General features: G+C 66.4%; 16 protein-coding genes. 10 read left to right on the forward strand and 6 right to left on the reverse strand.

The genetic code is table 11. From position 1 onward, the window contains the following. The first annotated feature begins 71 nt into the window (after positions 1-71). The 6 genes from trpC to CV102_RS01665 all read left to right on the forward strand — a co-directional run bounded on the left by trpC (position 72) and on the right by CV102_RS01665 (position 5,412). Complete coding sequence (gene trpC, locus CV102_RS01640; RefSeq protein ID WP_148856096.1) at positions 72-974, forward strand: indole-3-glycerol phosphate synthase; 903 nt, start codon at positions 72-74, stop codon at positions 972-974. Next, on the forward strand, positions 967-2,274 hold the full coding sequence (trpB, locus tag CV102_RS01645; RefSeq protein ID WP_148856097.1) for a tryptophan synthase subunit beta: 1,308 nt from the start codon (positions 967-969) through the stop codon (positions 2,272-2,274). The genes trpC and trpB overlap by 8 nt, the downstream gene beginning before the upstream one ends. Beyond that, positions 2,271-3,128, forward strand: coding sequence for a tryptophan synthase subunit alpha (gene trpA / locus CV102_RS01650; protein ID WP_148856098.1), 858 nt, complete (start codon positions 2,271-2,273; stop codon positions 3,126-3,128). The genes trpB and trpA overlap by 4 nt, the downstream gene beginning before the upstream one ends. A 24-nt stretch (positions 3,129-3,152) precedes the next feature. Beyond that, a complete protein-coding gene (locus tag CV102_RS01655) occupies positions 3,153-3,947 on the forward strand; it encodes a 2-amino-3,7-dideoxy-D-threo-hept-6-ulosonate synthase (protein WP_148856099.1) in 795 nt (264 codons plus the stop codon). Between the two features lie 202 nt (positions 3,948-4,149). After that, entirely contained in the window at positions 4,150-4,743 is a 594-nt protein-coding gene (locus tag CV102_RS01660; RefSeq protein ID WP_148856100.1) for an HdeD family acid-resistance protein, read from the forward strand. 78 nt (positions 4,744-4,821) lie between these two features. Beyond that, entirely contained in the window at positions 4,822-5,412 is a 591-nt protein-coding gene (locus tag CV102_RS01665) for a poly-gamma-glutamate hydrolase family protein (RefSeq protein WP_148856101.1), read from the forward strand. On the opposite strand, the gene CV102_RS01670 is transcribed toward CV102_RS01665, so the two are convergent. After that, positions 5,409-6,359 (reverse strand): phosphorylase family protein, encoded by a 951-nt coding sequence (locus tag CV102_RS01670; protein WP_148856102.1) that lies wholly within the window; start codon positions 6,357-6,359, stop codon positions 5,409-5,411. The genes CV102_RS01665 and CV102_RS01670 overlap by 4 nt on opposite strands. A gap of 89 nt (positions 6,360-6,448) precedes the next feature. Between CV102_RS01670 and CV102_RS01675 the strand changes: the two genes are divergently transcribed. Both CV102_RS01675 and CV102_RS01680 read left to right on the forward strand, forming a co-directional pair. Next, positions 6,449-7,021: a SprT family zinc-dependent metalloprotease gene (locus tag CV102_RS01675; protein WP_148856103.1), complete on the forward strand. Its 573-nt coding sequence runs from the start codon at positions 6,449-6,451 to the stop codon at positions 7,019-7,021. A gap of 186 nt (positions 7,022-7,207) precedes the next feature. Continuing rightward, on the forward strand, positions 7,208-7,750 hold the full coding sequence (locus tag CV102_RS01680; protein ID WP_148856104.1) for a hypothetical protein: 543 nt from the start codon (positions 7,208-7,210) through the stop codon (positions 7,748-7,750). A 21-nt stretch (positions 7,751-7,771) separates the two neighbouring features. Here CV102_RS01680 and CV102_RS01685 read toward each other — a convergent pair whose 3' ends face one another. Continuing rightward, entirely contained in the window at positions 7,772-8,449 is a 678-nt protein-coding gene (locus CV102_RS01685) for an HAD family hydrolase (RefSeq protein WP_148856105.1), read from the reverse strand. Positions 8,450-8,611: 162 nt separating this feature from the next. On the opposite strand from CV102_RS01685, the gene CV102_RS01690 reads away from it, so the two are divergent. Together CV102_RS01690 and CV102_RS01695 are read left to right on the forward strand one after the other, a co-directional pair. Continuing rightward, positions 8,612-9,793 carry a 3-dehydroquinate synthase II gene (locus CV102_RS01690; RefSeq protein ID WP_148856106.1) on the forward strand — a complete coding sequence of 394 codons (1,182 nt, stop codon included), beginning with the start codon at positions 8,612-8,614 and terminating at the stop codon, positions 9,791-9,793. 218 nt (positions 9,794-10,011) lie between these two features. Further along, entirely contained in the window at positions 10,012-11,244 is a 1,233-nt protein-coding gene (locus tag CV102_RS01695; protein WP_148856107.1) for an NADH dehydrogenase subunit, read from the forward strand. 55 nt (positions 11,245-11,299) lie between these two features. On the opposite strand, the gene CV102_RS01700 is transcribed toward CV102_RS01695, so the two are convergent. The 4 genes from CV102_RS01700 to CV102_RS01715 form a co-directional block, all read right to left on the reverse strand. Further along, the gene (locus CV102_RS01700) at positions 11,300-11,500 is read right to left on the reverse strand and encodes a DUF7331 family protein (RefSeq protein WP_148856108.1); all 201 of its coding nucleotides are present in this window, start codon (positions 11,498-11,500) and stop codon (positions 11,300-11,302) included. 95 nt (positions 11,501-11,595) lie between these two features. After that, the gene (locus tag CV102_RS01705) at positions 11,596-12,021 is read right to left on the reverse strand and encodes a zinc ribbon domain-containing protein (RefSeq protein WP_148856109.1); all 426 of its coding nucleotides are present in this window, start codon (positions 12,019-12,021) and stop codon (positions 11,596-11,598) included. Positions 12,022-12,145: 124 nt separating this feature from the next. Further along, complete coding sequence (locus CV102_RS01710; protein WP_148856110.1) at positions 12,146-12,556, reverse strand: hypothetical protein; 411 nt, start codon at positions 12,554-12,556, stop codon at positions 12,146-12,148. Continuing rightward, positions 12,553-13,050, reverse strand: coding sequence for a DUF7344 domain-containing protein (locus tag CV102_RS01715; RefSeq protein ID WP_233710611.1), 498 nt, complete (start codon positions 13,048-13,050; stop codon positions 12,553-12,555). The genes CV102_RS01710 and CV102_RS01715 overlap by 4 nt, the downstream gene beginning before the upstream one ends. Positions 13,051-13,109 lie beyond the last annotated feature (59 nt).

The following is a 13,109-nucleotide window of genomic DNA, read 5'->3' on the forward strand; positions in this document are numbered from 1 at the left end:
TGAATATTCGCCGGTCGGTTCGGTTCGATGACGCAAGTCTTATGTACATAACAGTACGTCGATGTACAATAATGAACTCTCGAACGGAGCTGGCTCCCGCAGTCCAGTCCATCCTCGAGGCGGCCCGGGAGCGATCGGGCGGCGACGGCGAACGACTGTCCGTCGAGGCGCGATCGCTTCCCGACGCGCTGGCTCGAGCGGAGGCGGAGGGTCGCGTCCCGATCATCGCGGAGGTGAAGCCGACGAGTCCGACCGCCGACGGAACGCGCGCGGACGATCCCGTCGAACTCGCCGAGGCGATGGTCGAGGGCGGTGCAGCGGCCATCTCGGTGCTCACTGAGCCGTCGCACTTCGGTGGCTCTCCCGAAGCACTCGCTCGAGTTCGCGAGGCCGTCGACGTCCCCGTCCTTCGGAAGGACTTCGTGCTCGACGAGGACGGGATGGACGTCGTCGAAGCCGATCTCCTCCTGCTCATCGCGCGGTTCGTCGGCGTTCGCGAACCATCCGGTTCGCGAGCCAGTCAGAACCCGCCGGGTTCTGACGCTGATCTCGAGGAACTGATCGCGGCCGCCCGCGAGCGCGGGTTCCAGCCGCTCGTCGAGGTTCACGACCGCGAGGAACTCGAGACCGCACTCGAGGCAGGTGCCGAGATCATCGGCGTGAACAACCGGGATCTCGCGCGACTCGAGGTCGATCTCGGAACGTTTGAATCCGTCGGGCCGCATGCGAGGCGGCTATGTCGCCTCGACGAGTCGAGCGGTGGAACCGCGAGACACGCTCCGGACGACGTGACGCTGATCGCGGAGAGCGGCGTGTCGACGCCGGGAGACGTCCGCCGGATGCGCGAGGCGGGCGCCGACGCGCTGCTCGTCGGCAGCGCCATCATGGACCACGGCGGCAACAGCGACGTGAGCGAGAACGTCCGGCGACTGACGCGAGCGACGAACCTCGGAGGCGAGACTGATCATGAGTGAAAGCCAACGCAACCGCGAGCGGGATAGCGAAGCAACGTTCGGAGAGTACGGCGGACAGTACGTTCCCGAGGCGCTGATGCCGGCGGTGCAGGAACTCGAGGACGCCTACGAGCGCTACGTCCTCGAGAACGAGGACGGGTTCATGGACGAGTTCCGCGAGCGGATGCGGGACTTCGGCGGTCGACCGACGCCGCTGCAGCGCGCGGATCGACTGAGCGAGCGCTACGACCGCGAGATCTACCTCAAGCGCGAGGACCTCCTCCACGGCGGCGCGCACAAGCTGAACAACGCGCTCGGACAGGTGCTGCTGGCCAAGTACATGGGCAAGGAGCGGATCATCGCCGAGACGGGCGCCGGACAGCACGGCACTGCGACGGCGATGGCCGCGGCCCACCTCGACATGCCCTGCGAGATCTACATGGGCCGGACGGACATCAACCGCCAGCGGCCGAACGTCTACCGCATGCGGATGAACGGCGCCGAGGTGAACCCAGTCGACGCCGGCAGCGCCACCCTGAAGGAGGCGATCAACGAGACGATGCGCGACTGGGCGACGACCGTCGAGCGGACCCACTACGTGATCGGGTCGATCGTCGGCCCGCATCCGTTCCCGAAGGTGGTCCGGGACTTCCAGGCCGTCATCGGCCGCGAAGCCCGCGAGCAGATCCAGGAGCAGGCCGGCCGACTCCCCGACAGTGTCGTCGCCTGCGCCGGCGGCGGCTCGAACACGATGGGGGCGTTTCACGAGTTCGTTCCCGACGAGAGCGTGGCCCTTCACGCGGTAGAGGCCGGCGGCTCGAGCCTCGATATCGACGAAAAAAAGGGTCTTGCCCCCAACTCCGCGACGCTCTCGACCGGCACCGACGGCGTGCTCCACGGCGCGATGACCAAGCTGCTCCAGAGCGGCGACGGACAGATCATGGAATCACACAGCGTCAGTGCGGGACTCGACTACGCCGGTGTCGGCCCCGAACTCTCACACCTGGTCGACACTGGTCGCGTCACCCCGGTCAGCGTCGACGACGACGACGCGCTCAACGGTTTCCACAGACTCTCGCGGCTCGAAGGGATCATCCCGGCGCTCGAGTCGAGTCACGCGCTCGGCTACCTGGAGCGCGCGGCGGGGCCCGCCGCGGATGGTCGAGCGGCGAAGCCGCGAGACGAGAACTACGAGGAACTGGGCGATCTCGTCGTCGTAAACGTCTCCGGACGCGGCGATAAGGATCTGGAAACGGTGCTCGAGGAGACCGAGAAACGCGATCTCGAGGCCGCGCCCGAAGTGGAGGTGTTCGATTCATGAGTGGTGAGACGAACGCGCAGACCGACAGCGACATCGAGGCTGCCATCCGCGAGAACCACCCCGCCCTCATCAGCTACATCACCGCTGGCGATCCCTCGCTCGAGGACACGAAGGAGTACGTCGAGGCGCTCGACCGCGGCGGCGCGGACCTGATCGAACTCGGCCTGCCGTTCTCGGAACCGATCGCGGAGGGGCCGACGATCCAGGCGGCGATCAACCGCGCCCTGGACGCCGGCACGACCCCCCAGGGTTTCTTCGAACTCGTCGACGAACTCGAGACGGAGGCGCCGCTGCTGGTGATGACCTACTACAATATGATTCTCCAGTATGGATCGGAACCCGACGTCCGGCCGTTCGTCGAACGGGCCGCAGAGGCCGGCCTCTCGGGCATCATCGTCCCCGACCTCCCCGCCGAGGAGGCCGACCCGCTTCGGGACGCCTGCGACGACCACGGACTCGACCTCGTCTTCATCGTCGCGCCGACGACCGAGGGCGAGCGCCTCGAGACCATCATGTCACAGGTGTCGGGCTTCGCCTACGTGCAGGCTCGACTCGGGACGACGGGCGCTCGAGCGGATGTCTCGAACGCGACCCACGACAGTCTCACGCGTCTCGAGGAGTACGACGTCCCCAAAGCCGTCGGCTTCGGCGTCAGCGAGGGCGACCACGCCGCCGAGATCGTCGAAGCGGGCGCTGACGGCGTCATCGTCGGCAGCGCGCTCGTCGACATAATTGCGGAACATGAAGAGGGAGACGCGCCCGCGGCGGACGACCTCGAGGCTAAAGCTCGCGAACTCAAACGCGGCGCGCTTCGTGGCGCCGAGGGAGATGTACCGGAACCAGAACAGCCATAACCAACTGATTGCTAGACACTCGCAATGACTACCGGAATCGACGCACGACTCGACCGAATCGGTACAGACGGATCGTACGTAATCGTCCCGATGGACCACGGCATCACGCTGGGTGCCGTCCAGGGCCTGAAGGATATCGAATCGACCATCGACGCTGTAACTCGCGGCGGCGCCGACGCCGTCCTCACGCAGAAGGGGATCGCGCCGCGCGTCCACGAGAACAAAAACGATAAAGGCTACATCGTCCACCTCAACGCCTCGACGACGATCGGACCCGACGAGCAGGACAAACGGATGACGGGCACCGTCGAGGAAGCGATCCGTGCCGGCGCCGACGCCGTCTCCTTCCACATCAACGTCGGCTCGAACTACGAACCCGACCAGACCGCGCAGCTGTCGAAAGTCACCGAAACGGCGACCCGGTTCGGGATTCCGGTCCTCGCGATGGCCTACGCCCGCGGGCCGGGCGTCGACTCCGCCGATCCCGAGGCGCTCGGCCACGCGGTTCGGCTCGCCGAGGAGGTCGGCGCCGATCTCGTGAAGACGGGCTACAGCGGCGACGCCGACAGCTTCCAGCACGTCGTCGAGTCGACCCGGCTCCCGGTCGTCATCGCCGGCGGCTCGAGAGGGACCGACCGGGAGACCATCGAGATGGTTCGCGGAGCGATGGACGGCGGCGGCGCCGGCATCTCGATGGGTCGATCGATTTTCCAGCACGAGGATCCAGAGGCGATCGCGACGGCCGTCTCCGGCGTCGTCCACGACGACCTCTCGGTCGACGACGCGCTCGCGGAATCCGGGCTGGCGCTCGAGGTCTGAACGTTCGGCGCATCCGCTTCGCGCAGCGCTCTCGGTCCGTTCTCTCCTCCGTCGATACCGCTACCCGCATCTTCTCGACGGGGTCGTTCGACTCGGTTCCGTTTTCGTTCTCCACGACGGACTGATCCGCCCGTCAGAGCTACTGTCAATCTGTAAACAATGTATATCTACTCGCGACGCCTCGGTACTACCGGAGATTACCATGAGCACAGCTCCTTCGGAAGCCGGAACGTACTCCCTGCAGAAGGGATGGCGAACGCTCGCGCTCGCGGGCGGCGTCCTCGTATTACTCGGCCTACTCGCGATGTTGCTCCCGTTCGCGATGGGTCTCGCAATAACGTACCTCGTCGGTGCACTACTGGTCGTCGGCGGAATCGTCCACGCCGGACACGCCGTCACGGCGCGCGGATGGCGGGGTTCACTCTGGCAACTGACGCTCGCGGTCGTCTCGATCGTCGCCGGGATCGCCCTCCTCGTCAACCCGGTTCTCGGACTCCTGAGCCTGACGATCCTGGTCATCGCGTACCTGTTGGTCGAGGGCCTCGCGGAACTCGGTGTGAGTCTCCGAATGGCCGGCGAGCCAGGCCGTGGCTGGATCGCAGCCAGCGGCGTGATCTCGCTCGTCCTCGCGGGCCTCCTCTGGGCTGGATTCCCCGCGGATGCTGCCTGGGCGATCGGGCTGCTCGTCGGTATCAGCCTCTTCACGACCGGGCTCTCGATGGTTGCCGTGGCCTACGGCGGTCGCCGCATCGACGAGGACGTTGCGCCGCCGGCGACCGAACCGCGCGGTGCGTGAGCCACCGCGTCCGAATTTTTCCGATCACGCTCCCCAGTTCTTCAATAGTTATCCCGAGCGAGGGCGTACGCCGAATTCGTGGCCCGACCGACGATCACGACGCGACCGCTGGAGGCGACCGAGACGGGACACCTGACGGAGCTGCTGTACGACGACGGCTCGAACGACGAAGTGCTGGTCTGTGCCGCCCACGGGGGCGAGGTCGAGCCCGGAACCGCGGAACAGGCACTCGAGTTGGCGACGCGGCTCCCGACCGCCAGCTGCTGGGCCTGCCTGGGATACGACGAACGCGACGCGTTCGAGGAGTGGCACCCTCCCTCGTCGGCCATCGATCCCGAAGAGTACCCGCTGCTCGCGGAAATCGCCGACCGCGGCTTCGAGACCGTGATCAGCCTGCACGGGCTCGGCGACGATCGGGTGCTCGTCGGCGGCGGAATCGACGCCGACGCGAAACGAGCGGTCGCCTCGCGTCTCGAGGCGGCTCTCACGCTCCCCGTCGAAACCGTCTCTGACGGGCCGTACGCCGGTGCCAGCCCGAACAACTTCGTCAACTGGCTCGCGGCGGACGGCGGCGGCCTCCAGCTCGAGCAGGGGCGCTCCGTCCGCGAGCGCGAGGGCGACGCCGTGATGTCGACGCTCGAGGCGGCGCTCGCAGACGGGGTCCTTTAACGAATCCCGAGCGGATCCGTCGCGACGAGATGCTCGACGACCGCCGAGCCGACGCGCGCGGCGTTCTCGATCGCCAGCGCGAGGCTCGGCTCGGTCCCGTCGAAGCTCTCCTCGACCGCCTGTCCGGGCGCCGGTCGGTCGTAGTTCGCGACCGCGCGCACGCTCAGGTACTGCTCGAGCCGATCGAACCGCTCGAGGGCGGTCGCCGTCGCGGCGTCTTCCATCTGTGTGGTGGCGTACGGCGCGACGCCGTAGCGCTCGCAGAGCCACTCGACCTCTGCAGCGTACTGCGGGCCGTGCCAGAACTCGTCGCCGCAGACGGTCGTCCCGGTTTCGAGGGTCGGTCCGCCATCGGGAGCGTCGGGATACCGGCGCTGGTAGTCGTCGACGGCCGCGTTCGTCCGAAGATCGACCTCCCGAGCAGCCGTGGACGCGGCGTCGACGAGTCGCTCCTCGAGGTGGTGGACGTAATCCCGCGGCCGGTAAGCGAGGGTGTCGATCGCGTCGATCTCCGCCGATTTGCCGTCGGTTCGTCCGTTCGGTGTTTCGGTCCGGTCCCACCGGTGCTTTCGATCCCAGTCGACGATGGCGTCGGCGACGACGACCGACCCGAGCGCGGCGGTAGACGGCGACGCGCCGGCGATACCGCTCGAGAGCACGTACGTCGACTCGAGGTCGACGCCCGGAGACGCTAGCAGCGACGCCGTCGTCGTCGCCGCGTCGCTCTTGCCGATCCCGGTCGTCGTGATAGCGATCCCCGACTCGGTCAGGTACAGCGGCGTGTCCGTCCCCGGAACGGCGAGCGCGTCGGTGGGTTCGTAGCGCTCGAGCCACGCCCCCCGCTCGTCCAGCGGCGGTTCCGCGACCGCGGTGAGGACGAGCGCGGTCGGTCGGACCGGCGCGTCAGGCGCGGGCGGCCGCGGCTCCGGAAGCGTGCGGTCGCTCATAGCCGACGCTCGTCGCCTGCGGAGAAAGGTGCACCGAAGGGATGTCGCGATTCGGAACTGTTTCGGGGTCCGGTTTCGTTCGTCGATCCGTGACCGAGGGGGAGGAGCTCACGATCGACGACGAGATCGTCGCCCGCGCTCGCATTCACGCTCGCGAGGTGATCGACGAGCACGATCTCGGGCTCGCACTCGACGCGCTCGAGTGGCGAGTGTCCGCGAGGGCGCGCCGACGAGCGGGACTGTGCCGGTGGCACGCCGACCGCGAGGTGGCGACGATCGTGCTCGCCCGCCGGGCCTACGAGCGCTACGAGTGGGCCGAGTTCGCGGCCGTCGTCAGACACGAACTCGTCCACGCCTGGGAGTTCCAGCGCTTCGGCGAGTCCGGTCACGGCTCGCGGTTTCGCGAACTGGCCGCGACGCTCGAGGCGCCCCGTCACTGTCGGTCGTTCGCCGAGCCGCGGTACGTGCTTCGCTGTCGCGAGCGCGGCTGCACGTGGCGAGCAACGCGTCATCGGGCGTCGAAGCCGGTGCGAGCACCCGACGGGTACCGGTGTGGCGACTGCGGCGGTGCTCTCGAGGTCGAGCACACCGACAGCGGCCGGACGTGGGAGAGCGCGAGCGGATTCGGCGGAGCGAAGGCGGCACTCGGCGACGAGTGGTGAGCGGATCGGCGAACGCAGTGAACGAGAACCGCGACACGCGACCGGCAACGCCGCGTGCAAACGAGGATATTCGCCCGAGCGGCCGCGAGCGCGAGAGCTTTCGGAGCGATGCAGCATCGCGTCTCTGAGCACTACCGGCGAGTCGGCCACGGAACACTTATTCGGCGACCGAGTGCAGGTTCATCCATGGGAATACTCGATTTGATGCTGGGAAAGTCGGGTGAGGGCCAACAGGGGGTCGAGGGTCGTTCGTACAAGCTTCCGGAGGAGACACACGAGTTCGTCTACCCGACCGCGGTCCGGCGCGAGGAACTCGAGGCCGTCGACGACCTGCTCGCGGCCGACGCGGAGGCGCCCTCCATAGAGGAGAACGCCGGAGAGATCCAGGACGCCTTCGACGACCTCTTCGACGGCGACGGGCCCGACGCAACCAAGCTCGTCGAACGGGAGCGAGAGACCCGACAGCGCGCCGAGACGCTGCTCGAAACCTGGCACGAACGGCTCGACGAGGGAACCGACGCGATGGGCGTCGTCTATATACAGTCGGACGACTACTCGGCGCTGGCCGCGTTCGTCAAGCGCTGTACGGAACGCGGCGAGCGGGACGACGATCCGTTCGAGCTTCCCGACTCGTTCCCGGCCGTCCCACCCCTGCTCAAACGGCTGGACGAGTCGACCGACAGCAGGTACCGCGCCGTCGTCCACACCGACCTGCTTCCCTCGCAGTAGCCGGTCGCCGCTATCGCGGCCTCAGAGGATCGACTCGAGTCGCTCGAGCGACGAGAGCTCGTAGGTCGGCACGTGTTCGTCTTCCGCCGCGCGGTCGCGACCGACGTCGATCCAGGCCGAGTCGATCCCCATCGCGTTGGCGCCGGCGATATCGGCGCGCAGCGAGTCCCCGACGTGGATCGCGGCGTCGGGCGTCGCCTCGAGTTCGCCGAGTGCGCGCTCGAACGGCGCCGCGTTGGGCTTCGGGTGGATACCGGCGCTCGGGTCCGTGTAGACGCGAACGTCGAACGCGTCCTCGATGTCGAGCGCTCGCAGCTTCTGGATCTGGGTCGGTCGTCCCCCGTTCGTGATGAGGGCGACCTGCCCGCGCTCGCGAGCGTGCTCGAGGGCGGCCGCCGCGCCGGGACGGAACCGGACGGCGCTCGGATCCTGCACCTCGAGATACCGCTCGGCGAGCGAGGGGGCGAGGGTCGGATCGGCGTCCGCTCGGCCGGCGACCTCGCTGAAGAGGTGTTCGTAGAACTCGCGGGCCGTCTGGACCGTCGGCAGCGACGGGACGGCGGCGCGGAGATCGGACGGCGTACAGAACCGGTCGCAGTCGACGCCCTCGAACGTCCGCTCGAGCAGCGTCGCGGGATCCTGCGTGGGTTCGCAGATCGTTTTATCGAGATCGAAACAGACCGCGTCGTAAGAACTCATCTTGGCAGTAGTATGGCACCAGGCGTTCTCAACGTTTCGCAGCGAGGCGTGGTGCCCGTGACGCGACTCGAGCGCCCGGCTGTCACGCGAGCCGACCTTTCGATTGCCCCGACTGCTGCCAGATTCGCCACGTTCAAGCCACTCCCCTTCGAGGATCGTGGTATGACGAGAGCTGTCTGGGTCAAGGCCGACGATGCCGTCGGCGACTGGGACGATCGCCGAGCGCGGATCACGGCCGCGCTCGAGGCAGGAGCCGACTGGGTACTGGTCGACGAGGAGGACGTCGAACGCGTCCGCGAACTCGGCGAGATCGGCGTCGCAGCGTTCCGAACCGACGGAGACGTGACGCTGGTCGACAACATCGAGAGCGACGATACGACGGACGTTGAACCCGACGCCATCGTCGTCGGCAAGGAGGGCGAGGGCGACGGCACGATCGACCTTCCGGAGGATCTCTCCGGCTCCGCCGACCTCTCGACGCTGCGTCGCAACGGCGAACTGGACCGGGGCGCGTACGTGCGCATCCTCGGGAAGGAGTACGAGTCGTTCGCCGAAACTGCTTCCGAGGAGGCCGATTACACGATCGTCGTTGGCGAGGACTGGACGATCATCCCCCTCGAGAACCTGATCGCGCGCATCGGCGAGGAGACCGACCTCGTCGCGGGCGTCACCTCCGCCGAGGAGGCGAAGACGGCGTTCGAAACCCTCGAGATCGGTGCCGACGCCGTGTTGCTCGACTCGGACGACCCCGACGAGATCCGCCGAACGGTCGAGGTACGCGACGAAGCGGAGCGGGAGTCGCTTTCCCTCGAGTACGCGGAAGTGCTCGACGTCGAGCAGGTCGGCAGCGCGGATCGAGTCTGCGTCGACACCGGGTCGCTGCTCGAACACGACGAGGGGATGCTCGTCGGCTCGATGGCCCGCGGACTCGTCTTCGTCCACGCGGAGACCGCCGAGTCGCCGTACGTCGCCTCGCGGCCGTTCCGGGTCAACGCCGGCGCGGTCCATGCCTACGTCCGAACGCCCGACGGCGGCACGAAGTACCTCTCGGAGCTCCAGAGCGGCGACGAGGTCCAGATCGTCGACACCGACGGTAACACCCGCGAGGCGATCGTCGGCCGCGTCAAGATCGAAAAACGACCCATGTTCCGGATCGCCCTCGAAACGAACGATGGCGACCGCATCGAGACGCTGCTCCAGAACGCCGAGACGATCAAGGTGCCCACGAGTGCGGGTCGAACGGCCGTCACCGACCTCGAGGCGGGCGACGAACTGCTGCTCTACTACGAGGACACCGCGCGACACTTCGGCGAGGCGGTCGAGGAGAGTATTATCGAGAAATAACACTTTTCCGGAACGTCTTCGTCTCCCGAAACAGGGTATTGCTACCATACCGCACGCCTTTCGGGGAATTGCCCGAGACTGCGCCGTTTGTCTGCCAAATCTGGACAGACTCGGCCAATCGAACACTAGATACCGAATAAACGTGGAAATAGTCCAGTAATTTAGCGCAGTTGTTGGCAAAATCTATGCCAGTCGGTGGCATGCTCTCTTCCGGGGCCATGAGCGTAACCCGAGAACAACTTCGAGGGGTCGAACTGCCGGAGTTCGCGGTCACACTCCGAAACGCGGGAGTCGCAGGCGCGGGCGGTGCCGGGTTCCCGTCCTACGCCAAGTGGGAACACCTCGAGTCGGTCGACTCGTTGCTGGTGAACCATCAGGAGAGCGAACCGAACTACTACATGGACAAGTGGCTCGGCCGGGAGCGGACGGACGAGCTGGTCGCGCTGTTCGAGGGACTGCTCGATCACGCCTTCGATCGGATCGTGATCGGCGCCAAGTGGACCGACCGGCAGGAGTGGGTCGGCGACCTCGAGCGGGCGACCGATGCGACGATCTACGAGCCCGACGAGTTGCCGATCGACGAGAGCGAGCGCGGCGTCGTCGTCGCCTACACCGAGGACAAGTACGAGTTCGGGATGGAGAGCGTCCTCCTGCGACTCGTCGCGGGGGTCGTCATGCAGGGCGAGGAACTGCCGATGGATCACGGCTGGATCGTCCAGAACACCGAGACGCTCTGGAACGTCCGCGCCGCGCTCGTCGACGGCGAACCGACGACCCGAAAGTTCGTCCACGTCGACGGGCGGGTGCCTCGTCACCGCTTCCTCGAGGTGCCAGTCGGGACGCCCGCGACCGATCTGCTCGAGGCGGCGGGACGAACCGACGGACTCGACGAGAACGAGGTGATCCTCGATGGCGGTCCCGGGTGGTGTTTCGAGATCGACGACTCGCCCGACGAGTTCGGCGTCCGAAAGCGAACGAACTGCCTCCTGGTGATGGAGGAGTCGGTCGTCGAGGAGAACCGCCTCGGCGGCGGCGGACGTGTCAACGTCCTCGCGCCGGCAGCCTGGAAGCACTCGGTCCACGAGATCGAGCCCACGGAGACGATCGTCCCCGGCCGCGTCGAGGTCCCGCTGATCACGAATCCGAATTTCGAGGGGGTCGTCACGCCGAGCGAGCCGATCGTTCGACCGGGCGACGAACTCGAGGAAGGAGAGATGATCGCGCGGCCCGGAGACGGGATCAGCATCGCCCAGCACGCGCCGATCGACGGAACGGTGACCGGGGTCGACGACCGATCGATCTCGATCGACGCGCGCGGCGAGTCGGCGACCGAGACGGCGACGAGTCACCGCGTGTACTGGACCTGGTGTGCCGACTGCGGCCGGTACGTGCCGGGACCGAAGCTTCGGAGCGCGGATCCGACGACGTACGTCTGCGATCGCTGTCGCTGACGGCGTCGCTCACCCTCGATGATTCCTCGACCGGGCGAAGAACGGTTTCGCGGGGCTATCGGCAACACGGCCAGACGGCTGTCGATCGGATCCACGCCGTGGCGTTTCGTCGGTCACAGATGACCGTGGCACCGTCGTCTTCGTAGCTCACGTACTCGTCGAATTCGAGAGCGGTCGGCTCGTTCCGGACCGTCTCCTGTTGGCTGTTCGGATTCATCTCGAATAGCTCCTGCCGGCCATCTGCTGTAGCCGACATCGGTGCCTCTCGTATCCGAGTGACGCTGAAAAGGGTTCCGTCAAAGTACTACTAGTGTGGTTATATCCCGCGGATCACGGCTTGTTGGGGAGATCTCAGGGGGTCGGCTCTTCCTCGTCCTCGATCGGTTCGAGCCGCGTGGTACACCAGTGACAGAAGGTGAGATCCTCGTCGAGCGGTTTCCCGCACTGGGGGCAGCTCGGTCCGTCGGCGTCGTCGCCCGCGTTCGAGTTCGGTGGGAACCCCATCGCGCGGAACGTCGCGTCGATGGCGGCGAACAACACGATAAAGGAGAGGACGAACTGACTGATCGTGTCCGTTTCCTCGGTGACGAGCGTCATCCCGTCGCTCACCGAGCCGACAGCCGCGATCTGTTCGGTCGGCGGGAGAAAGATCGCAAGTGCCGCCACAAATACGCCACCGAACGCCAGCGCGCGCATCCAGTCGCGGATGAGCACGTGGCCTGCGCCGGGGAGGAGTACTGAGAGACCGGCGGCCGCGAGCGCACGGAGCCATGTCATCGTACGTGAGAAAGGTAGGGGATCGCCCTTAACATTCCGATTTCGTCGTGAACGTCTCGACGATCGACCTGCCGGTACGAAGCGATGCAAAACCGGGCCCGGTCGCAGCGCTGTGGCCGGTCGATTATCCCCCGTCCTCGTCCGCGGAACAATCGGTAGACGCCGTCACCGTTCGTTCCAGTTCGAACGAGTCCGATACGACGGTCACGTCGACCGGAACGTCGCCCCCGTCGGTTTCGAGGTCACACGCCGGATTCGCTATCGTCTCGCTCTCACCCGGCTCGACTTCGGTTCCGTTCTCGGAGCGATTCTCCGCTCGCACGTCGGCGAAGACGGTGACGGGCGAGCCGTGTCGGTTCGTGATCGTGACGAGGTCGGTTCCGTTCTCCGGTTCGAACCCGATCGTCGCCTCGTCGTCGTCGACGACGTCGATGGTGACCGGGCGCTCGAGCGCGACGGAGGAGGCGCCAGCGGTGGCGACGACCAGCGACACGAGTCCCAGTATCGTGATCGCGAGACCGAGTCGAGTCGTCACGGTGGCCTCCCTTCCGATCCGAGACGGTTGCGGCGGGTATGCCAGGTGTGTACGACCGCCGACGCGCCGAACATCGCCACGAGTATCGCCGCGAGCACTACACCCGAGAGGCCGGCAAACGGGTACACCGAGTACCACGTCAGCGCGGTCATCGCCGCGGCGATCGCCGATAGACCGAGATAACACTGACTCCAGGGAATGTCGTGCGACGGAACGTACTCGAGGTACATCCGGAGTTCGTATGCCTCGTCGGTCAGTTCCACTTCGCCCCGGTTGCGATCGTACTCGATGGCCCCGACCTCGGCGAGTTTCGGAAGATGCGATTGGCGCAGTGCGGTGTAGACCCGCTTTCGTTTCTTCCACGGTAGTTCGTCGGGCGGCGTGTCGTACTCCCACGCCGAGATTCGATCGACGAGCGTTCGAAGATCCACCCGCCGGTCGTCACACTGTTCGAGAAAGTAGAGTACCCATCGCCGCCGACGGTTGCTCAGCATCGTAAATATCTCGTCACGCGTCAGTTTGTCAGTCTTCGATCGCGGTTCGTCTACTGCTG

This window comes from Natronococcus pandeyae, from assembly GCF_008122205.1.
In the GTDB taxonomy this organism is placed as follows: domain Archaea; phylum Halobacteriota; class Halobacteria; order Halobacteriales; family Natrialbaceae; genus Natronococcus; species Natronococcus pandeyae.

Excerpts from the sequence above, each read along its gene's own strand:
- trpC (WP_148856096.1), top strand. The coding sequence starts at position 72 with ATGAACTCTCGAACGGAGCTGGCTCCCGCAGTCCAGTCCATCCTCGAG.
- trpB (WP_148856097.1), top strand. The coding sequence starts at position 967 with ATGAGTGAAAGCCAACGCAACCGCGAGCGGGATAGCGAAGCAACGTTC.
- trpA (WP_148856098.1), top strand. The coding sequence starts at position 2,271 with ATGAGTGGTGAGACGAACGCGCAGACCGACAGCGACATCGAGGCTGCC.
- CV102_RS01655 (WP_148856099.1), top strand. The coding sequence starts at position 3,153 with ATGACTACCGGAATCGACGCACGACTCGACCGAATCGGTACAGACGGA.
- CV102_RS01660 (WP_148856100.1), top strand. The coding sequence starts at position 4,150 with ATGAGCACAGCTCCTTCGGAAGCCGGAACGTACTCCCTGCAGAAGGGA.
- CV102_RS01670 (WP_148856102.1), bottom strand. The coding sequence starts at position 6,359 with ATGAGCGACCGCACGCTTCCGGAGCCGCGGCCGCCCGCGCCTGACGCG.
- CV102_RS01680 (WP_148856104.1), top strand. The coding sequence starts at position 7,208 with ATGGGAATACTCGATTTGATGCTGGGAAAGTCGGGTGAGGGCCAACAG.
- CV102_RS01685 (WP_148856105.1), bottom strand. The coding sequence starts at position 8,449 with ATGAGTTCTTACGACGCGGTCTGTTTCGATCTCGATAAAACGATCTGC.
- CV102_RS01690 (WP_148856106.1), top strand. The coding sequence starts at position 8,612 with ATGACGAGAGCTGTCTGGGTCAAGGCCGACGATGCCGTCGGCGACTGG.
- CV102_RS01695 (WP_148856107.1), top strand. The coding sequence starts at position 10,012 with ATGAGCGTAACCCGAGAACAACTTCGAGGGGTCGAACTGCCGGAGTTC.
- CV102_RS01700 (WP_148856108.1), bottom strand. The coding sequence starts at position 11,500 with ATGTCGGCTACAGCAGATGGCCGGCAGGAGCTATTCGAGATGAATCCG.
- CV102_RS01705 (WP_148856109.1), bottom strand. The coding sequence starts at position 12,021 with ATGACATGGCTCCGTGCGCTCGCGGCCGCCGGTCTCTCAGTACTCCTC.
- CV102_RS01715 (WP_233710611.1), bottom strand. The coding sequence starts at position 13,050 with ATGCTGAGCAACCGTCGGCGGCGATGGGTACTCTACTTTCTCGAACAG.